Below are 19,342 nucleotides of genomic sequence, written 5' to 3'. Positions count from 1 at the left end.
TCTCATCATGTGGTTAGGCATACCATTCCTGTACGTTCAAGAGCGTTTAGCAGATACAATTAGTATTGATAAAATTGCTACAGTTTCAGTAGATTCTTCATTCTCATGGGAAACCATAATTGCCGCCTTTATTAGCGGCTTGGTTCCGGCAATGATTTCTTTATATGTTATCCGGCAAAATAATGAATCGGTTAGATATCAACAAAGCCGTGAAGACAAAAGGAACTATGCAGCTCATGTTAGGCTTAACGTCAGTGAATATGCATATCATCTCACGAAAGTAAAAGAGCTACATTCTGAATGGGTGAATGAAGGGATTAAAGGTGTTAGCTATAAACGCCCTGAAATTGAAAAAAATATGTCGGTTGCTTTACTTGAACTTGAGAAATATAAAGTAAGTTTGCTGATATCAATACTTGAAGATGAAAAAGGATTGTCCTTTAAGAAATCAATAAATGACATCCAAGGTTATTTGTCAGGAATAATAATAAAGAAATATGCAAGTATAAATGACTCAAGCGACTGGGTTGATAAATACTCTCATTTTATATCTGATGCTAATAAATATCTTAATGACTGACCATTCACTCGATTAACACATAAGCCACGTTTTGTGGCTTTTTTTATCCCCTCATTTTGAGAGGACTCACGGCAATAAGAGGGGGCTAAATGTCCGATCCTGTTTCTGGTACTACGGTAGCGGCTGGTGGTCTGATGGGGGCCAGCATGTTCGGCCTGGCAACAGGCATAGATTACGGTGTGGTGTTTGGCGCATTCGCTGGTGCGGTGTTCTATGTCGCTACGGCGGTTAATATCAGCCGCCTTAAGCTGGTGGGCTACTTCATCACTTCCTTCATCTTCGGCGTTATCGGAGCTCCACTGCTTGGATCTTACTTCTCCAAATGGACGGGGTATAGCGACAGGCCACTTGATGCGCTGGGCGCGGTCATCGTAGCCGCTATTGCTATTAAGCTGCTGACGTTCGTCAACAGTCAGGATTTGGGTAGCCTGTTTGGAATTCTCTCGCGTTTACGTGGTGGAGGGGCCAGCAATGGTAACAAGTGATCCGAGTGCAATGGCAAACGCAATTATCTCTGCTGTTATCGTTATTGCACTGATGTTCTACCAGCGTGGCGGGGCGAGACATCGCCCTCTGATATCGCTGATGGCTTATTTCACGGTGCTGGTATACGCCAGTGTCCCTTTCCGTTATTTGTTCGGCCTGTACCATGAATCCCACTGGTTTGTGGTGTTGGTGAACGTCCTGATTTGTGCTGCCGTTCTCTGGGCTCGGGGAAACGTAGCACGTCTGGTTGATGCACTGAGGCACTAATGAACCAATCACAATTTCAGAGGGCGGCTGGTATCAGCGCCGGGTTAGCTGCGCGCTGGTTTCCGCATATCGACGCCGCTATGAAGGAATACGGCATAACCACACCGCTTGATCAGGCGATGTTTATTGCCCAGATGGGGCATGAAAGCACCAGATTCACCCGGCTGGTGGAAAACCTGAATTACGCTGCTGAAAACCTGGTACCGACGTTCGGCAGCCACCGCATCACTCCACAGCAGGCCGCCGCACTTGGCAGAACGGCAGAGCACCCGGCTAATCAGAGAGCGATCGCCAATCTGGTATACGGTGGTGAGTGGGGAAAAGAACACCTTGGCAATCAGGTTGCCGGTGATGGCTGGAAATATCGCGGTCGTGGGCTGAAACAGGTTACCGGCCTGAGCAACTACCGCAGTTGTGGCCATGCTCTAAAACTTGACCTTGTCACCCATCCAGAACTGCTTGAAAAAGATGAATATGCTGCGCGTTCTGCTGCATGGTTCTATGCGACCCGCGGCTGCCTGCTTCATTCCGGCGACGTGGAGCGCGTGACACTGTTAATCAATGGCGGCCGTAATGGTCTGGATAAACGCCGCGTGCTTTTTAACCTGGCGAAATCTGTTCTGGTGTGAGGTGAGTGTGGGTATCGAAACGATAATCGGGCTGGCCGCACTGGTGATTTCCGCTATCGCCGGTGCCTTTGGCCTAGGCCATATTCGCGGCACCAGCAAAGCGGAAGCGAAAGCCGACCAGCAGCGCACCGAAGATAACGCAGCGGCAACGGTCACAGCAGCCGAACGCCGGGTAGAAGCAACGAAAGAGGCCAGCAATGTACAGCAGACTGTTAACCATATGCCTGGCGACGATGTTGATCGCGAGCTGCGGGACAACTGGACCCGTAAGGGTTGAGGTAGTGGACACGGCTTGCGACTGGGTAAAGCCAATCTACCTGACGGATCACGACATCGACGTTCTTGACCGCCAGACGAAGAAAGACATCCTGGCGCATAACAGAGCGTGGCACGCGAACTGCCAGAAGGAGGACGCTGAATTGAAGTAGCAAAGCGGAAAGACCGCAGTCAGAAGGCAATGCAGCAGTCATGATGCTGCCCCGAGTCGCGTAATGGCGAGCCTGTGTAGTGATAGGTAAGGGTTCATAGAACAGAACAAGCTCCGGTAAAGCAGCGCGAACCGCCAGACGCGCACCGGTTATAAGCGGCGATGAAGCGACAGAAACTCAAGGGCATGAGCGCGGCCACTGCGTGAGTGTGGCTGATGGATCAAGGAACAATAACTAGTTCAACTGATTCGTTTTTTTCATTATTTACAACAATACGGGTAATCACTACTACACTTAAATGCTAAGATTATGCCAACAATGCACTGCTCATTTCTAATGTCAAAGAGTTAAAAGAGATATACTAGGCGAAGCATGGCAATGTATAATCTCCCGATTTTCTTTACCTTGGATTCCTTATGGCTCAGACAGCGTCGATAATCGAACACCTAGCAAGCGAGTTGTTAGATCTTCTTGAACAGGGTGATACTCTCGGTGAGATGGACGCTGCGCGTAAGATGCGTGAGGCTAAAGGCATCGAATCGCCATACTTTAAAATCGTCATTCAGGCACTGATCACAGCAGCCAAGGGTGAACGAGAAGCGGCCGAATCGCAGTTCGAAAGGGCTTTCTCGGATTACCATAGCGCAATAATAGGTATTGGTTACGCTGCATATTTATTTCGCACAAGGAAGTTAAGTGCTTATTTAAATCTATGCTTACGCTTAGTCAATGAGTTTCCATTCGATGCAGATGTGATCGAGAAGTGCCTGCCTATGCTTTATCTTTCTGGTAATGCTGAACAATGTAAAGCCAAAGCAATAATTAGGGCAGGGCATATAAACGATGAGAAGGCTGCGGAGGAGGTTAGGATGGTAGGAGAAAAATGGGCTGCTAGCATAGTTGCGGCTCAGGATGCGTCCGGAGCCTCTGAAGCGGAAATCAAAGAACTATCTCAAACTGTGATGGAAATATTAGAACAATATAAAAGTTATGCTGCTAACTTTTATTTCTATCCCATGGCAAGCGATGGCACAGCTGCGCTAGTTGCAATCACTGATGTGGTTGACCCAAAAAAAGTTGCTGAGATGAATTTTGATTTGGCGATGGCGCTCTCTAGTAATGATGAGCTTCAAGAGTCTAATCTTACTGCCTGGTTCGAACGTGACAAATCAGAAAAAGTAAATAAGGAAGCATAAATGGCTGTAGATGGGCAACAGTTCCTTGATTTTGCTAAAAAAATCTTTCTTTCTGGCGATGAGATTTCGTGCCGTAACTGTATAAGCCGTGCCTATTATGCAATGTATCATGAAGCCAGGGATACTCTAACAGCGGTCCCTAATTTCCAACAAAGTCCGCACGATGGCTTGATAAAATATCTGCGTGGGAATGCCAGTCGTGGTGATGAGCCATTTGAGAAAGGTAAGCTTCGTGCTTTAGCAGCATTGTTAGAGCAACAGAAAGGCAAGAGACATAAAGCTGACTATTATCTTGGCGAGAACATTGACGCTGGAGCAGCGGAAGAAGCGATCTTGTTTGCTGAGAAACTCTTCAAAATTTGTAAAGAAATGAGAAGCGCTCCGCTAAAGTAGCTTATAAATAATTTTTCTTTGATAAGGCCTCGCAATTTGCGGGGCTTTTTTATGCGCATCGCACGCGTACATCTAAGAAAGTCTTTCAGCTGTGAGCTTGGGCAGACCGTTAACTTTCGGCGGCTTTGCCGTGCGACAGGCTCACGCCTAAAAGGAAAATCAAATGCAGGTCACTATTGATGGTGTTCCATACGCTCCAGCCAGCGTCGTTTCATCACGGATCGGCATTGCCATTTCGACACATCAGCGCGCAGACGTTTTAAAACGTGCAATCGAACAGCATCTGAGGCACCTGCCAGCCGGCGCGCAGGTGGTGGTAGTCGATGATGGTTCAAAACCTGCCGCAGTAGTGCCTGACGGCGTGCAGCTGCTTCGCCATGAAACATCACTCGGCATTGTTGCTTCGAAGAACGCCAGTTTAACCGCGCTGGTGGACGCCGGGTGCGAGCATCTCTTCTTGTGGGATGACGATGCCTGGCCAATCGCTGATAACTGGCATCTCCCTTACATCGAATCACCAGAGCCGCACCTGGCTTACCAGTTTCTCGATCTGGCAGGGACGAATAAGCTGAAGGATATGGCGGTCCTGTACCGGGATGATAAGCACATTGCTTACACCGGACAGCGCGGCGTGATGCTGTATTACCACCGTAGCGCGATTCAGAAGATTGGCGGTTTCGATCCGGTTTACGGTCGCGGCATGTACGAGCACAGCGATCTCGCCTTGCGTATCCATAACGCAGGACTGACTACGTGGGCTTACGGTGATGTGGTCGGTTCAGAAAAGCTGATCCATTCTCTCGATGAGCATGAAGCCGTAGAGCGTTCGGTACCGCGTCCCGACCGACAGGCGCTGGTGGAACGTAACGTGAAGATCCACAACGAACGGCGTGATGCCGGGTTTACTGGTTACGTTGAATACCGCCAGCAGCGCGATGTAGTTATCACAACGCTGCTCACCAGTCAGCCTGACCCGCAGCGCGGCACGAAAATGGCGGCCTCGCCTGACATGCTGAGCAAATGGGCGGCCTCGCTTCGCCAGTGTGGGCGTATAGCGCTGGTGGATGAATTACTGACGGCCCCGGCCGATGTTGAGCTGTATCTCGTACCTGACGTGAAGATGAATGTCTACTTCCGTCGCTGGCTGCACATCTGGCAGCACCTGCGAGAACACCCTGAATACCGGTTCGTCTGGTGTACCGATGGTACCGATGTCGAAATGCTTCGCGCGCCGTGGGAAGAAATGGAAGCCGGAAAGGTGTATGTCGGTTCAGAACCAAAGACCTACGCCGATACCTGGGCAAAGCAGAACCATCCGGAGCGCATCTATCAGGAATTCATTGAAGAGCACCGCAACGATGTGATGCTTAACGCTGGGCTGCTGGGTGGTACCCGCGCTGATGTAATGGCGTTCGCTCACGGCATCATCCGTCTTTACTACCGGATCGAGAGTTATCGGTTCTGGAAGAAAGAACAGGCTGGCGCCGCGGTGGGCGACATGCTGGCGTTCGGCATTGTTGCGAAGTCATTCGCTGACAGGCTGGTCACCGGCCCTCTGGTGCATACCGTGTTTAAAACTGATGGCATCGGCAAAGAAAATGCCTGGTGGCGCCATAAATAACAGGAGGTCTTATGATTTCGTATGAGGTTGAGTTCCCGACCCAAAAATCTGTAAGTTTCAAAATTAATGGTTACTCCTCAGCAGAGGGACTGGACTGTAAAACGGTAGAGGCTATTGGCGGTGAAGTCAAAGTACAGCTCGATAAGAAAAACATGTTGACTGTACCTTATCGTGAAGACATTACAGCAGACTTTACTCTTGAAGGTTACAAGCAGCGCGCTGAAACTCACGCGAAAACTGTAATCGATCAGATTGTGAATGCGGCTCAGCACCGAGCCGACGACGATTTAATTCAGGAAGTTACGAACGCGATTGCTTCTTCTGAATTATTTTCTCAACTCTCTTAATCGCTTCGTGAGCATCTGGGGCAGATGAAATTTCAGGCGGTGTAACCTCCTTCAGTACATCCATCAGAACGTCCCCAACATTCTGTTTTGGTGACAGCTTGTTAACAGCTTCAATAATCAAAGAAAAAACCAGTTTATTGGTGGCTTTTTCAATCTTTAATTCACGTTGTAAATCTGCAACTGCTTTTTCCAGTTCTGACATGGAGCTCATGGGTATTTTCCTTATCGGAGGTAATCAGCTATCCCCCCGCGACAGAGTGCGCCAGTGTCCCACCACTGACGGGCTGAATGCTTACCTTAACCAGGGTTAAAGCGGAGCAACACCCTGATATTCAGACAGTAGCCGCCATCGTGCGGCTTTTTTATTGGAGATTCGCTGGTGGCTGAAGAGATTAAGTTTGTGGTGGTCGGCCATCATACCCGCTTAGGGCCTGCACAACGTCTTGCTGCACTGCTGCATGCTCATCTGCTGGTTGATGACGATAACCACGGCGCGAACTGGAATCATCGCCGCGCGCTTGAGTGGGCAGCAGAACAAACATGCCGGGTTGTCGTAATTGAGGATGACGCGCTGCCGGTACATGGATTCACCGAAAAGGTAACTGACTGGCTGGCTCGTTTCCCTGACGACATGCTGAGCTTTTATCTCGGTACCGGGCGGCCTCCACAGTATCAAATGCAGATTGCTGAGCGGCTAATCGTGGCTGATAAGACACGCGCTGATTACATCACGCTGTCGAGACTCATTCATGGCGTTTGCTATAGCGTCCCGCCTAAGCATGTGCAGCGCGTGCTATCCCGCTGGGATAACAGCAAGCCCGCCGATTACGCTGTGGGTGATGCATGGGGTGGCTCAGTGATCTATCCGTGTTATTCGCTGGTGGACCATGCTGACGGCGAACCGGTTGAGCGTCACCCTGACTCAGCGCCACGTACAGAACGCCGCCGGGCGTGGAGGTTATCCTGATGCCTGCGTTAATACCGAGAGCATGCCGCAAGCGTGGCTGCCCAGGCACGACCACTGACCGCTCAGGCTATTGTCACAGGCACCTTAACGAAGGCTGGCAGCAGCATCAGCGGGGACAGAGCAGGCATCAGCGAGGCTATGGCAGTAAGTGGGACAGGCTGCGCCCAATCGTTCTCGGCAGAGATAAACACCTTTGTCAGGAATGCCTGCGAAATGGAAGGTATACACCCGCTGAGACGGTGGACCACATCATCGCCAAAGCAAATGGGGGTACCGATGACCTGTCCAACCTCGAAAGCCTCTGCAAGCCCTGCCACAGAGCGAAGACAGCGGTCGAGAGACTCAAATGACATCATTTCTCATTTGAAATGAGAAAGGGGGAGGGTGGGTAAAAACCTCAGGGGAATCACCCTAAAGGACCGCCGCCTAACCTCTTTTCACATCGCCGCAGGTTAGAAAACTTTTTTATGGGGTCCCCCATTCGATGATTAATAGGAGTTTTCGATTATGTCTGGACCACCGAAAACCCCGACCCATCTACGTTTGGTGAGGGGTAACCCATCAAAACGCCCGATCAATGAGAACGAACCAAAACCCCCTTCAGGGGTACCCCCAACGCCGAAGCATTTCGATAAGCAGGGGAAATACTGGTTTAAACGGATGGCCGACGAGCTTGATGCTATCGGTGTGATGTCTCAGCTGGACGCCAGAGCCCTTGAGCTGCTGGTTGAGGCTTATACCGAATACCGGCATCACTGCGACACGCTTGAAATTGAGGGCTACACCTACCGGACCGAAACGCAGAGCGGGGATGTACTGATCAAGGCTCACCCGGCGGCCATCATGAAAGCTGATGCCTGGAAACGTCTGCGCGCCATGCTCGGTGAGTTTGGCATGACGCCAGCAAGCCGCTCCAAAGTCAATGCAAAAGGTCCTGATGCGGTTGATCCGCTGGCCGAGTTTATGAAAGCGAGGGATTAATGGCTAAGGTTGCAGAAGGCATCCGCTATGCCGAGAGGGTGGTGGCGGGGGAAATTATTGCCTGTGAGTATGTGCGCCTTGCCTGTCAGCGTTTTCTTGACGATCTGGCACACGGCGAAGAGCGCGGTATTTTCTTCAGTGAGCCGCGCGCGCAACACATTCTGAATTTCTATAATTTTGTGCCTCACGTCAAAGGCGCGCTGGCAGGCCAGCCTATTGAGCTGATGGACTGGCACGTTTTCATCCTGATTAATATTTTTGGTTTCGTGATCCCGCTGGTTAACGAGGAAACGGGAGAAACCGTTTTGCGTAACGACGGCAGCGGTCGTCCAGTAATGGTTCGGCGCTTCCGTACAGCAGATGTTGAGGTGGCCCGTAAAAATGCCAAATCAACGCTTTGCTCCGGCGTGGGGCTTTATATGGCTGGTGCCGACGGCGAGGGCGGTGCGGAGGTTTATTCCGCTGCAACCACCCGTGACCAGGCACGAATTGTTTTTGAAGATGCGAAGAATATGGTCAAGAAGGCGAAAGCCACGCTTGGGCGGATCTTCGAATTCAACAAGCTCGCTATCTACCAGGAGCAAACGGCCTCCAAATTCGAGCCTTTATCATCAGATGCGAACAACCTCGACGGCCTGAACATCCACTGTGCCATCGTCGACGAGCTGCATGCTCACAAAACCCGTGACGTCTGGGACGTTCTGGAGACGGCAACCGGCGCGCGTCTGCAATCGCTGCTTTTCGGTATCACCACAGCCGGTTTCAACAAAGAAGGCATCTGCTACGAATTGCGTGATTACGCCATCAAGGTGCTACGTGGACTGGTAAAAGACGATACGTTTTTTGCCATCATCTACACCTTAGATGAAGGTGACGATCCCTTTGATGAAAAAGTCTGGCAGAAGGCGAATCCGGGGCTGGGTATCTGTAAGCGCTGGGATGACCTGCGCCGCCTGGCTAAAAAGGCGAAAGAGCAGGTTTCGGCCAGAATTAACTTTTTCACCAAGCACATGAATATCTGGGTTACCGCTGAGTCAGCCTGGATGGACATGATGAAATGGGAGAAATGCGAGTTTATCGCCCCGCAGCACGAACTTAAAACCTATCCCTCCTGGGTGGGCGTTGACCTGTCAAACAAAATTGATATCTGTGCGGCCGCGAAAGTCTGGCGGGCGCCAGATGGCCACGTTCATGCGGATTTCAAATTCTGGCTACCGGAAGGACGCCTTGAGAAATGTTCACGCCAGATGGCAGAGCTCTATCGTAAGTGGGCCGGGATGGACAAGCTGATTCTTACCGACGGGGATGTAATCGACCATGCTCAGATTAAGGAAGAGCTACAGCTGTGGGTTGCTGGCGAGAGCCTGAAAGAAATTGGCTTCGACCCGTGGAGTGCGACGCAGTTCAGCCTTGCGCTGGCAGAAGAAGGGTTGCCGCTGGTGGAAGTGCCGCAGACGGTTCGCAATTTCTCTGAGGCGATGAAAGAGGTCGAAGCGCTGGTATACGGTGGCCGCTTCCATCACAGCGATCACCCGGTGATGAACTGGATGATGTCCAACGTAACCGTCAAACCGGACCGGAACGAGAACATTTTCCCGAATAAGTCCACACCAGAGGCCAAGATTGATGGCCCTGCGGCCTTGTTCACAGCAATGAGCCGCGTTCTGGTTAACGGTGGCAACGACCAGCAGGATCTCTCCGGATTCTTCAATAATCCCATCATGGTAGGTTTCTGATGAAAAAAAACAAACGGCCAGGCAGGGTTAAAAGTGCTCTGCTTAACTGGCTTGGTGTGCCTATCAGCCTGACTACCGGCACGTTCTGGGAGGAATGGTTTGGTACCAGCAGCAGCGGAAAGGTGGTAACGGCCGATAAAGCCATCCAGCTATCGGCTGTGTGGGCATGCGTAAGGCTGTTAAGCGAGTCTATTTCAACCCTTCCGCTGAAAATATACGTTCGACAGCCTGACGGTTCGCGTAAAGCGGCAACCGATCATCCGGCCTATTCGATACTGTGCCGCCGACCCAATTCAGAAATGACACCATCACGCTTTATGTTGATGGTGGTCGCCAGTATTTGCCTGCGCGGGAACGCCTTCATTGAGAAGAAATTCATCGCAAACCGCCTGGTTTCGCTGGTGCCTTTGCTGCCGCAGAACATTGTGGTTAAACGTCTCACGACCGGGGCGCTGGAATACAAATACACTGAAAACGGTAACGAGCGCGTCATTCCCGTCAAAAACATCATGCACATTCGCGGGTTCGGTCTTGACGGCGTTTGCGGCATGATGCCGATGAAAACAGGCCGGGATGTGATCGGTTCTGCAATGGCGGTTGAGGAGTCTGCTGCGAAGATATTTGAACAGGGGCTTCAGAGTTCAGGTTTTCTCTCCGCTGAGAATGCGCTGTCTGACGAACAACGTGAAAGACTTCGCAGCTACATGGCTGCATTTACGGGTTCAAAAAACGCCGGGAAAATCATGGTGCTTGAAGGCGGATTGAAGTACCAGGGCGTCACCATGAATCCCGAAGACGCCCAGATGCTGGAAAGCCGCTCATTCAGTATTGAGGAAATCTGTCGCTGGTTTCGCGTTCCGCCTTTCATGGTCGGTCACACCACGAAGCAAAGCAGCTGGGCATCCAGTCTGGAGGGCATGAACCTCCAGTTCCTGACACATACCCTGCGACCCCTGCTGGTGAACATAGAGCAGGAAATAGGACGGTGCCTGCTGGACAGCGATGATGAGGTGTTCGCAGAGTTCTCTGTAGAAGGACTGCTGCGTGCCGACAGCGCGGGCCGTGCTGCTTACTATACCAGCGCGCTCCAGAATGGGTGGATGTCCCGCAATGACGTGCGCCGTCTTGAGAATATGCCACCGATTGAAGGGGGTGACATTTACACCGTTCAGCTCAACCTGACGCAACTGAAAAATCTCGAAAGCAGCAATCCTGCTGTTCAGGCTCTGGCCCTGAGAGAACTGCATAACCACATATTCCCTGACATTTCCTTTGAACAATCTCCGCTGAAACAGGCCGCTTAGGAGCATTTTCCTGATGAGCAAAAAACAACTTCCGGCAGCACCGGCGGGTCGCCCCTGCGCGCGGGTCACCTGTGAAACTTTACCCTCCGCCATGGAACGCTGGGATGGCGGGATCAAAGCTGCGGCCACCGACGACAACAGTATTTCTGTTTTTGATGTGATCGGGCAGGACTACTGGGGTGAAGGCGTAACAGCCAAACGTATCGCCGGTGCGCTACGGGCGATGAATGGCGCCGACGTCACGGTCAATATCAACTCCCCTGGCGGTGACATGTTCGAAGGCCTGGCAATCTACAACCTTCTGCGTGAATACGAAGGCCGTGTGACGGTGAAGGTGCTCGGTATTGCCGCCAGCGCCGCCTCGGTCATTGCGATGGCCGGGGATGATATTCAGATCGGTCGTGGTGCCTTCCTGATGATCCACAACTGCTGGGTCTACGCGATGGGTAACCGCCATGACTTTGCGGAACTGGCACAGTCTCTGGAGCCCTTCGATAACGCTATGGCAGACATCTACGAGGCGCGTTCCGGCCTTGATATGGCATCTGTTCAGAAACTGATGGATGCCGAGAGTTATATCGGTGGCAGTGACGCTGTGGCGAAGGGGCTGGCAGACAGCCTGCTTTCTGCGGATGCGGTCAGTGATGGCGATGAATCACCCGCGGCCGCGCTTCGCAAACTTGATGCGCTGCTGGCTAAAACCAACACCCCGCGCTCTGAGCGCAGAAAACTCATTAAAGCCTTATCCGGTGGCATGCCTGGCGCTGTCACCACCAACGACGGTACGCCGGGCGCTGCCGAAGATATCAAACCTGAAACCCTCAATTCACTTGAAAGCGCTCTTGCGGCGTTAGTCAAATAAGGACCCTTTATGTCTGAAGTAAACGAGATTCTGAAAAAAGTCACTGCCAGCATTGAAGAGGCAACCGGCAAATTCAACGCGAAAGCAGAAGACGCACTCAAAGAGGCGCAGAAGTCAGGCAGGCTGTCAGAAGAAACAAAAGCTGCCGTTGATAAAATGGCTTCTGAGTTCAACGCGCTGCGTGAAGCTGAAAAAACCCTGAAGGCCGCAATGGGAGAACTGGAGCAACATGTTGCCCAGATGCCGCTGGCAAACGCAAAACAGGTTGTCGAGTCCGTTGGCCACCAGGTGATCTCCGCTGAAGCCCTGAAAACCTTTGCTTCCAGCGTGGAAGGCGGTAAGCGCATCAGCATCCCGGTTAAGGCCGCCCTGACTTCGGTGGATGTGCCAGATGGTGTTGTGGAGCCACAGCGCCTGCCGGGTATCGATACGGCACCGAAACAGCGCCTGTTCATCCGCGATCTGATTGCTCCAGGCCGTACGTCCTCCTCAGCTATTTTCTGGGTGCAGCAGACAGGCTTTACCAATAACGCGAAAGTGGTTCCTGAAAATACGCAGAAACCATACAGCGAAATTGAGTTCACGCCGAAAATCACTGGCGTCAGCACCATCGCGCACCTGTTCAAAGCCTCAAAGCAGATCCTGGATGACTTCGCACAGTTGCAGTCCACCGTTGATGCCGAAATGCGCTACGGATTGAAGTATGCAGAAGAGCAGGAAATTCTCTTCGGTGATGGTACCGGCGTTCATCTGCACGGCATCGTTCCTCAGGCGTCAGCGTTCAATCCGGCGTTCACTGTCGAACAGCAGAGCGGGATTGACGATCTGCGTCTGGCAATGTTGCAGGCACAGCTGGCACGCTTCCCGGCGTCTGGTCATGTTCTTCACTTCATTGACTGGGCGCGGATCGAGCTGACCAAAGACAGCCTGGGTCGTTACATTCTGGCGAACCCTGCGGCGCTGACTGGTCCGACTCTGTGGGGCCTGCCGGTTGTTGCAACGGAAGCGGCAGCCTTCCAGGGTAAATTCCTGACCGGTGCATTTAACGCTGGTGCGCAAATCTTCGACCGCGAAGATGCGAACGTGGTTATCTCAACGGAGAACGCTGACGACTTCGAGAAAAACATGATCACCATCCGTTGCGAAGAACGTCTGGCGCTGGCTGTGAAACGCCCTGAGGCGTTCGTGTACGGTTCATTCAGCACCGGCGCGGGTAGCTGATAACTATTGCGGCCTTCGGGCCGCTTTTTTCGGGGAAAACAAATGCTTGATAAGAATGTGGTGAAACAGCATTGCCGCATTGATACCGACTTTATGGGTGATGATGCTCTGCTGGATATTTATGCAGGTGCGGCGGCCCAGTACGTCCAGACATGGACACGGCGAACGCTCTATGAAAAGGAAAGCAGCCCTGGCTACGCTGAGGATCCGGACCCGATACTGCTCAATGATGATGTTAAAGCAGCCATGCTACTGCTTATCGGTCACTGGTATGCAAACCGGGAATCTGTGTCCATCGGGCAAACCGTTGCAGAGGTCCCGCTTGCAGTTGAAGCCTTGCTTCAGCCATACCGAATTTACGGGGTGTAGGAGGTGTTATGCAGGCCGGAAGACTGAGAGACATGGTGGTAATTCAGAACATCACAACATCCAGAGACCCTTCTGGTCAGCCTGTTCAAACATGGCATGACGGCGCGACTACATGGGCAGAAGTTAAAGGTATCAGCGGGCGTGAGCTTGTAGCGGCAGGTGCAGAAACGGCTGTAGCCACTATCAGGGTATGGACTCGATTTCGTAACGATATAACTGCTGCGTCAAGACTCAGGGTTGTGACTGGCCCGTTCAAGGGTGTCATTTTAAATATCATTGGTCCGCCGATACCTGATTCTCGCGGCATTCAGCTCGAAATTCTTTGTAAGCAGGGGATCGAAAAATGATTGAGACGAGCCTCGATTTTTCCGGCCTGAATGACATCGCAAAGGATCTGGAGGCGCTTAGCCGCGCTGAAAACAATAAGGTTCTTCGTGATGCCACGCGCGCCGGTGCGGAGGTGCTTAAGGACGAAGTGATCGCACGTGCACCGGTACGCACCGGAAAACTGAAAAAAAACGTGGTGGTTGTTACCCAAAAAAGCCGCCGTCGCGGGGAGATTTCTTCCGGCGTCCATATTCGTGGCGTTAACCCGCGCACCGGTAACAGCGATAACACGATGAAGGCGAATAACCCGAGAAACGCCTTTTACTGGCGCTTTGTGGAGCTGGGAACGGCCAACATGCCTGCGCATCCTTTTGTGCGACCCGCTTACGATACGCGCGAGGAAGAGGCCGCCAGCGTCGCTATTGCCAGAATGAATCAGGCTATTGATGAGGTATTGAGCAAGTGAATGAAGATGATATCTACGCCTTGCTTTCTCCCCTGGCGCAAGGACGGGTATATCCCTACGTTGCACCATTAGGTAGTGACGGAAAGCCGTCTGTCTCGCCACCCTGGATTATTTTTTCCATCGTCGATCATGTTTCCGCTGACGTGCTGTGTGGCCAGGCAGAGAGCAGGGTTTCCATTCAGGTAGATGCTTACTCAACCTCCATCAAAGAGGCGCGCGCGCTCGTGGAAGATGCTCTAGTGGCGCTACGGCCACTAAACCCGACGGAGGTCGCCAGGCTCCCCGGATACGAGCCCCATCGACGACTCTACCGCATGACCCTCGATTTCAGGGTTACCCCCTGACAATTAATTCACCCAACGAACCCGCCTGATGGCGGGTTTTCTTTTTCCAGGAGACAGCTATGTCTGCACTTTATGAAAAATCTCAGCTGACGAAGATCTTTATTTCCTCTTTGCCAGCCACCAAAGAAACAATGGATTCCGCAACCTTCCTCGATCTGAGTTGCACCATCAAAGAAATTCAGTTCACCGGTGGTCAGAAGCAGGATATCGACGTAACAACGCTTTGCTCGACCGAGCAGGAGAACATTAACGGTCTGCCCTCTCCGTCAGAAATCTCTCTGTCCGGTAACTTTTACAAGAACCCGGCGCAGGACGCCTTGCGCGATGCGTATGACAACGATACGACCTACGCTTTCCAGGTCATTTTCCCGTCCGGGAAAGGCTTTAAGTTCCTGGCTGAAATCCGCCAGCACACCTGGTCTTCCGGTACCAACGGCGTAGTGGCGGCAACGTTCTCCCTGCGCCTGAAGGGTAAGCCTGAAAACATTGAATCTGGTTCCTGAGGGGTTGCATGAATAAGATTAAAAACCTCGCCCTGGCTAAGATGTCGGGCTTTCGTCATAAGACGGTCTCCGTTCCTGAGTGGGAAGGCGTCAAAGTGGTTCTCCGTGAGCCGTCAGGTGAAGCCTGGCTGCGCTGGCAGGAAGTGGTGAAAGCGGGTGCTGATGATGAAAATGTGTCGGTATCGGAAAAGGCACACCGTAATCTTTGCGCTGACGTTGTTCTCTTCATTGACGTTCTGTGTGACACCGATAAGCAACCGGTATTCAGCGTAGATGAAGAAGAGCAGGTGCGTGAAATCTACGGCCCCGTCCATTCACGCCTGCTCAAACAGGCGCTTGACCTGATCAACAATGCGGACGAAGCGCGGGAAAAGTCTCAACCCCCGGCGTAAAGTTTCTGATGTCGCTTGCGCTCCGGATGGGGCGCACGCTCTCAGAGCTTCGGCAGAATATGACGGCAAGCGAGCTTCTGATGTGGATTGAGTTCGACAGGCAAAGTCCGGTTGGCGATATTCGCGGTGACATTCAGGCCGCCCAGATTGTCTCTGCCCTGTACGGCGCACAGGGGGTAAAAGTGCCACTGGACGATGCGATCCTGCGCTGGGGGGGTGACGAGCAATCAGCACCAAAAGACCCGTTTGCTGGGCTTGAGGCTGCGTTAATGGCTGCATCAAATTAGGGCGGTAAACCGCCCGTAACTTAGTTTATTTGCGATAATATAAAAACTATAAAGCCTATAAGAACTATAGCCCCTATAACTTTACCTATGTTCTCTGCCACATTTTCTGTCTGCTGCGCCTGCGCATTCAATTCTGAAGTTTCATCTAAGATTGTATCAGTAATAGCGTTAAATTCTTCGGAAAGAGTATTGTAAATACAAACTTGAGCCTCTTCCGGCTCATTTTCAAAAAAATCGTTAATGACATCATTGCTCTCAAGTGTGGCTATATGAATATTCTCACCTAAAGAGGATATATAATCAAAATAATCACACTGAGTTTTTGCTAACCCTCTTATTTTTAAGCGGTTAGGTTTATAGGAAAGCGTTCCATCTTCCTTTTCCCTAACTTCGTAGTAGTCATCCGGGTTGCCGGGAACTTCAAAGTTCAAGCTCAACATATATGTCTCCATGTGCAAAAAAAAAGCTAAGCCTCTGAGGTGTTAGTCCGAGTGGCTATTCTATTTTCATTATTAAGGTACAAGAGATGGCGGCTCTACGCGAACTAATAATTAAAATCTCCGCGAACTCTCAGTCTTTCCAGAGTGAGATTGCTCGCGCCTCACGAATGGGTGCGGACTATTACCGTACCATGCAAAATGGTGGTCGTCAGGCCGCCGCGGCTGCCAGAGAGAGCGAAAGGGCATTATCTGATCTGACCGCTGGATTTGCATCAGCAGGGAAAGCCGCCGCGGCTGCTAGCGCAGCGTTTGCTACCGGGAAAATTGTTCAGATTGCTGATGAGTGGAACTCCGTAAATGCACGACTCAAGCAGGCATCATCTTCTGCTGACGATTTTGCTGCTTCTCAGCGTCAGTTAATGGAGATAAGCCAAAGGACCGGCACCGCGTTTTTAGATAACGCAAACCTTTTTTCCCGCGCAGCTGCTTCAATGCGTGAATACGGGTATAGCTCTGATGAAGTTCTGAAAATTACCGAGGCTGTTTCTACCGGCCTCAAACTTTCTGGGGCTAACACCCAGGAAGCGAGTTCTGTTATCACTCAATTCAGCCAGGCTCTGGCACAGGGCGTTCTTCGTGGTGAGGAGTTTAACGCTGTTAACGAATCCGGTGATCGCGTTATTCGCGCACTTGCCGCCGGAATGGGCGTGGCCCGCAAAGACCTTAAGAGCATGGCTGACCAGGGGCAACTTACGATTGATAAGGTTGTTCCAGCATTGGTAGGCCAGTTAGATAATTTGCAAGATGAGTTCAAAAGCTTACCACAAACGGTTTCTGGTTCCTTGCAGAAGGTTACTAACTCATTCATGCAATGGGTTGGCGGTATTGATCAGGCTACCGGCGCAACGGCAGGTTTGTCTGGCGGGCTGGATAGTTTAGCTCAAACTCTGGATGCGTTCACTTCTTCAGCTGTTAGTGGTGCCTTGAATGACGTTGCTGACAACATGTCCACAATAACAACAGTAGCAGGGGCGCTTGTTGGCGTTGGGCTGGCAAGATATCTCAGCGGAGTTGTAACCAGCGCCACGAGTGCAACAGGTGCACTAATTTCAGCAGCGAAATCAGAGGTAGCACTTGCTGTTGCGCAGGATAAAGCGGCTCAGTCTGCTGTTGCAGCTTCAAGGGCTGAAGTTTATCGAGCCCAGCAAGCTGTTCAGCGTTCACGAAGTGCAGATGTCCAAGCTGCTCAGCAAGAGAAAATTGCGGCAGCGGAAGCAAAGGTTACAGCAGCTCAAGCCAGGCTGACTACTGCTCTTGCAACTGGCACCGCTACGGAAAAAGTCAGGGCCAGGACTGCGCTTGAACGTGCACAGGCAGGGCTGGTGGCAGCTAAAAACGCTGATGCCCAGGCTGTTGCAGAAAGGCGCTTGTCCGCGACACAGGCTTCCTTAAGCCGGAACCTTGCAAACCGCGTCTCGACTCAGAGCAATCTCAATAGCGTAACATCTGTCGGTACTCGGCTGATGAGTGGTGCGCTTGGCCTGATTGGCGGCGTGCCTGGTCTGGTGATGCTGGGAGCAGGCGCCTGGTATGCGATGTATCAGAATCAGGAGCAGGCTCGTCGTTCTGCACAGGAGTATGCCAGTCAAATTGACGATATTAGAGAGAAAACATCTCGCATGTCCCTATCGGAAACGGATGACAACCGTGGCAGGACTGTTGGAGCCCTTGTCGAGCAAAATCGTCTGATTGATGAGCAAGCAAGGAAGGTTGGTGACCTGAAGTCTCAAATTGACGATCTTAATGCCTCCCGTGGTAAGCCGGGCATTACCAGCGAGAACGATGCCAATATTTTAAGGGCTATCGCGATTGTTACTGATCAACTCGCGGTTGAAGAGGGGAAATTGAATGATATGCGAGATAAGTCTCGCGGAATTCAGCAGGCCCTCGAAGAAATAGAGCGGCGTCGTAACGATTTGATACGTGAGCAAGCCTGGCGTCAGAATGCTGTATATCAGTCACTGATTATGATGAATGGGCAGCATACTGAATTTAATAAACTTCTTGGGTTAGGCAATCAACTCCTTATGGCGCGTCAGGGACTGGCTAACGTCCCGCTCAGGCTTCCGCAGGCAGACCTCGACAAAAAGCAAACCGATGCCATCGAAAAGAGCCGCCGGGATCTGGAGTTGTCACGCCTGAAGGGGGAGGCCAAAGAGCGCCTGCGGCTGAGTTATGCAGCCGATGACCTGGGGTTAACCAGTGATCCACAATTCCAGACTGGACGTCAGGAGTTGATTAATAACGGCCTGGCTGAATGGCGGAATAATGAGGCCAACAAACCCAAGGCGAAGGGCGGTAAAACCGAAGGAGAGAAAACAGAGGATGTTTATAAGCGCCTTATCAAGCAGCAAAAAGAGCAGATCGCCCTGCAAGGTCAGAATACTGAACTGGCGAAGGTTAAATACCAGGTCAGCCAGGGCGAACTTGCTTCTCTGACAGAAGCCCAGAAGAAGACGGTATTGCAAAATGCTGCGCTGATTGACCAGGTTAAATTGCGTGAGCAACTGCGAAATTACGAAGCCAACCTTGCTGACAGTAACGCCAGCGCCCGCGCAGCTAATGAAGCGCAACTGCTGGGTTACGGGCAGGGTACCCGGTTCCGGGAAAGACTTCAGGAGCAGTTCAACCTGCGTAAGGAGTTTGAGCAGAAGAATACCGATCTTCTTCGCCAGCGCCAGGCTGGTGAAATCGACGAGACGTTCTATCAGCAGGGGCTGGCACTCAATAAGCGCTATCTCGAAGAGCGCCTGCGCGACCAGGAGGGATATTACTCAGCTTCTGATGCGCAGCGTGACGACTGGATGACGGGGTTGTCAGAAGGTTATGCGAACTGGGTGGACGAAGCTACTGACTATTCTTCCATGGCCGCTGACGGCATGAAGCAGGCCATGGGGGGGGCGGTCACCACGATCACCGACATGCTTAATGGCAACGTTGACAGCTGGAAGGACTGGGGCGTGAGCGTACTGAAGATTATCCAGAACGTTCTGGTGAACATGGCTGTTGCTAATGGTGTCAGCTCAATTGGATCACTGTTCAGTTTTGGTGCCTCGTCAGCCGCAACCGCCAGCAGCGGTACCGCTATTCAGAATGCTGGCGCGAACTTCACATTTAATGCGAAGGGTAATGTTTA

Annotated in this window: 26 protein-coding genes and 1 pseudogene; 25 read left to right on the top strand and 2 right to left on the bottom strand. The window is 51.7% G+C overall.

Annotation, left to right across the window (positions count from 1 at the left end; translation table 11 throughout):
* Window positions 1-7: 7 nt before the first annotated feature.
* From ACOTX5_RS22705 to ACOTX5_RS22660, 10 genes are all read left to right on the top strand, one after another.
* Window positions 8-580 carry a hypothetical protein gene (locus ACOTX5_RS22705; RefSeq protein ID WP_045626497.1) on the top strand — a complete coding sequence of 191 codons (573 nt, stop codon included), beginning with the start codon at window positions 8-10 and terminating at the stop codon, window positions 578-580.
* An 89-nt stretch (window positions 581-669) separates the two neighbouring features.
* Window positions 670-1,065 (top strand): phage holin family protein, encoded by a 396-nt coding sequence (locus ACOTX5_RS22700; protein ID WP_022648767.1) that lies wholly within the window; start codon window positions 670-672, stop codon window positions 1,063-1,065.
* Window positions 1,052-1,333, top strand: coding sequence for a phage holin family protein (locus ACOTX5_RS22695; RefSeq protein WP_022648766.1), 282 nt, complete (start codon window positions 1,052-1,054; stop codon window positions 1,331-1,333). Before ACOTX5_RS22700 ends, ACOTX5_RS22695 begins: the two co-directional genes overlap by 14 nt.
* Window positions 1,333-1,962, top strand: a complete 630-nt coding sequence (locus ACOTX5_RS22690; RefSeq protein ID WP_063945199.1) for a glycoside hydrolase family 19 protein — start codon at window positions 1,333-1,335, stop codon at window positions 1,960-1,962. The genes ACOTX5_RS22695 and ACOTX5_RS22690 overlap by 1 nt, the downstream gene beginning before the upstream one ends.
* Window positions 1,963-1,969: 7 nt before the next feature.
* On the top strand, window positions 1,970-2,239 hold the full coding sequence (locus ACOTX5_RS22685) for a hypothetical protein (protein ID WP_023296246.1): 270 nt from the start codon (window positions 1,970-1,972) through the stop codon (window positions 2,237-2,239).
* Between the two features lie 4 nt (window positions 2,240-2,243).
* Window positions 2,244-2,390: a hypothetical protein gene (locus ACOTX5_RS22680; RefSeq protein ID WP_032682252.1), complete on the top strand. Its 147-nt coding sequence runs from the start codon at window positions 2,244-2,246 to the stop codon at window positions 2,388-2,390.
* 416 nt (window positions 2,391-2,806) lie between these two features.
* The gene (locus ACOTX5_RS22675; protein WP_023296247.1) at window positions 2,807-3,586 is read left to right on the top strand and encodes a hypothetical protein; all 780 of its coding nucleotides are present in this window, start codon (window positions 2,807-2,809) and stop codon (window positions 3,584-3,586) included.
* Window positions 3,587-3,979 carry a hypothetical protein gene (locus ACOTX5_RS22670; protein WP_023296248.1) on the top strand — a complete coding sequence of 131 codons (393 nt, stop codon included), beginning with the start codon at window positions 3,587-3,589 and terminating at the stop codon, window positions 3,977-3,979.
* A gap of 163 nt (window positions 3,980-4,142) precedes the next feature.
* A complete protein-coding gene (locus ACOTX5_RS22665; RefSeq protein ID WP_139003253.1) occupies window positions 4,143-5,600 on the top strand; it encodes a glycosyltransferase family 2 protein in 1,458 nt (485 codons plus the stop codon).
* An 11-nt stretch (window positions 5,601-5,611) separates the two neighbouring features.
* Window positions 5,612-5,947, top strand: a complete 336-nt coding sequence (locus ACOTX5_RS22660) for a hypothetical protein (RefSeq protein WP_421632479.1) — start codon at window positions 5,612-5,614, stop codon at window positions 5,945-5,947.
* Here the strand turns inward: ACOTX5_RS22660 and ACOTX5_RS22655 are convergent.
* Entirely contained in the window at window positions 5,901-6,158 is a 258-nt protein-coding gene (locus ACOTX5_RS22655) for a hypothetical protein (protein ID WP_023296834.1), read from the bottom strand. The genes ACOTX5_RS22660 and ACOTX5_RS22655 overlap by 47 nt on opposite strands.
* Before the next feature lie 168 nt (window positions 6,159-6,326).
* On the opposite strand from ACOTX5_RS22655, the gene ACOTX5_RS22650 reads away from it, so the two are divergent.
* From ACOTX5_RS22650 to ACOTX5_RS22585, 14 genes and pseudogenes are all read left to right on the top strand, one after another.
* Complete coding sequence (locus ACOTX5_RS22650; RefSeq protein ID WP_373687134.1) at window positions 6,327-6,914, top strand: hypothetical protein; 588 nt, start codon at window positions 6,327-6,329, stop codon at window positions 6,912-6,914.
* Entirely contained in the window at window positions 6,914-7,264 is a 351-nt protein-coding gene (locus ACOTX5_RS22645; protein ID WP_032682360.1) for an HNH endonuclease, read from the top strand. Before ACOTX5_RS22650 ends, ACOTX5_RS22645 begins: the two co-directional genes overlap by 1 nt.
* Window positions 7,265-7,421: 157 nt before the next feature.
* A complete protein-coding gene (locus tag ACOTX5_RS22640) occupies window positions 7,422-7,895 on the top strand; it encodes a phage terminase small subunit P27 family (RefSeq protein ID WP_126508972.1) in 474 nt (157 codons plus the stop codon).
* On the top strand, window positions 7,895-9,631 hold the full coding sequence (locus tag ACOTX5_RS22635) for a terminase large subunit (protein ID WP_016063095.1): 1,737 nt from the start codon (window positions 7,895-7,897) through the stop codon (window positions 9,629-9,631). The genes ACOTX5_RS22640 and ACOTX5_RS22635 overlap by 1 nt, the downstream gene beginning before the upstream one ends.
* Entirely contained in the window at window positions 9,631-10,935 is a 1,305-nt protein-coding gene (locus ACOTX5_RS22630) for a phage portal protein (RefSeq protein WP_126508974.1), read from the top strand. Before ACOTX5_RS22635 ends, ACOTX5_RS22630 begins: the two co-directional genes overlap by 1 nt.
* A gap of 13 nt (window positions 10,936-10,948) precedes the next feature.
* Window positions 10,949-11,797: a head maturation protease, ClpP-related gene (locus ACOTX5_RS22625; protein ID WP_252024348.1), complete on the top strand. Its 849-nt coding sequence runs from the start codon at window positions 10,949-10,951 to the stop codon at window positions 11,795-11,797.
* A gap of 9 nt (window positions 11,798-11,806) precedes the next feature.
* Window positions 11,807-13,018, top strand: coding sequence for a phage major capsid protein (locus ACOTX5_RS22620; RefSeq protein ID WP_032622508.1), 1,212 nt, complete (start codon window positions 11,807-11,809; stop codon window positions 13,016-13,018).
* 42 nt (window positions 13,019-13,060) lie between these two features.
* Window positions 13,061-13,387 carry a head-tail connector protein gene (locus ACOTX5_RS22615; protein WP_126508961.1) on the top strand — a complete coding sequence of 109 codons (327 nt, stop codon included), beginning with the start codon at window positions 13,061-13,063 and terminating at the stop codon, window positions 13,385-13,387.
* A gap of 8 nt (window positions 13,388-13,395) precedes the next feature.
* A complete protein-coding gene (locus ACOTX5_RS22610; RefSeq protein ID WP_126508963.1) occupies window positions 13,396-13,734 on the top strand; it encodes a phage head closure protein in 339 nt (112 codons plus the stop codon).
* The gene (locus tag ACOTX5_RS22605) at window positions 13,731-14,180 is read left to right on the top strand and encodes an HK97-gp10 family putative phage morphogenesis protein (protein WP_047731783.1); all 450 of its coding nucleotides are present in this window, start codon (window positions 13,731-13,733) and stop codon (window positions 14,178-14,180) included. The genes ACOTX5_RS22610 and ACOTX5_RS22605 overlap by 4 nt, the downstream gene beginning before the upstream one ends.
* A complete protein-coding gene (gene gp17 / locus ACOTX5_RS22600) occupies window positions 14,177-14,524 on the top strand; it encodes a tail completion protein gp17 (protein WP_058652603.1) in 348 nt (115 codons plus the stop codon). The genes ACOTX5_RS22605 and gp17 overlap by 4 nt, the downstream gene beginning before the upstream one ends.
* A 59-nt stretch (window positions 14,525-14,583) precedes the next feature.
* Window positions 14,584-15,003 (top strand): annotated as a pseudogene (locus ACOTX5_RS22595) (phage tail tube protein); the annotation flags it as partial.
* 32 nt (window positions 15,004-15,035) lie between these two features.
* Window positions 15,036-15,419, top strand: a complete 384-nt coding sequence (locus ACOTX5_RS22590; protein WP_058652601.1) for a phage tail assembly chaperone — start codon at window positions 15,036-15,038, stop codon at window positions 15,417-15,419.
* 8 nt (window positions 15,420-15,427) lie between these two features.
* A complete protein-coding gene (locus ACOTX5_RS22585) occupies window positions 15,428-15,706 on the top strand; it encodes a phage tail assembly protein T (protein WP_045337453.1) in 279 nt (92 codons plus the stop codon).
* Between the two features lie 20 nt (window positions 15,707-15,726).
* On the opposite strand, the gene ACOTX5_RS22580 is transcribed toward ACOTX5_RS22585, so the two are convergent.
* Window positions 15,727-16,146 carry a hypothetical protein gene (locus ACOTX5_RS22580; protein WP_022650855.1) on the bottom strand — a complete coding sequence of 140 codons (420 nt, stop codon included), beginning with the start codon at window positions 16,144-16,146 and terminating at the stop codon, window positions 15,727-15,729.
* Between the two features lie 86 nt (window positions 16,147-16,232).
* Here ACOTX5_RS22580 and ACOTX5_RS22575 point away from each other — a divergent pair.
* A partial coding sequence (locus ACOTX5_RS22575) for a phage tail tape measure protein (RefSeq protein WP_421632476.1) occupies window positions 16,233-19,342 on the top strand: 3,110 nt, incomplete at its 3' end.

It is taken from the genome of Enterobacter cloacae complex sp. IR5441 (assembly GCF_049238215.1).
GTDB classification, from domain to species: domain Bacteria; phylum Pseudomonadota; class Gammaproteobacteria; order Enterobacterales; family Enterobacteriaceae; genus Enterobacter; species Enterobacter hormaechei_C.
Note: the sequence above shows the minus strand (reverse complement) of the source record. Positions and strands in the feature narration are given on the sequence as shown.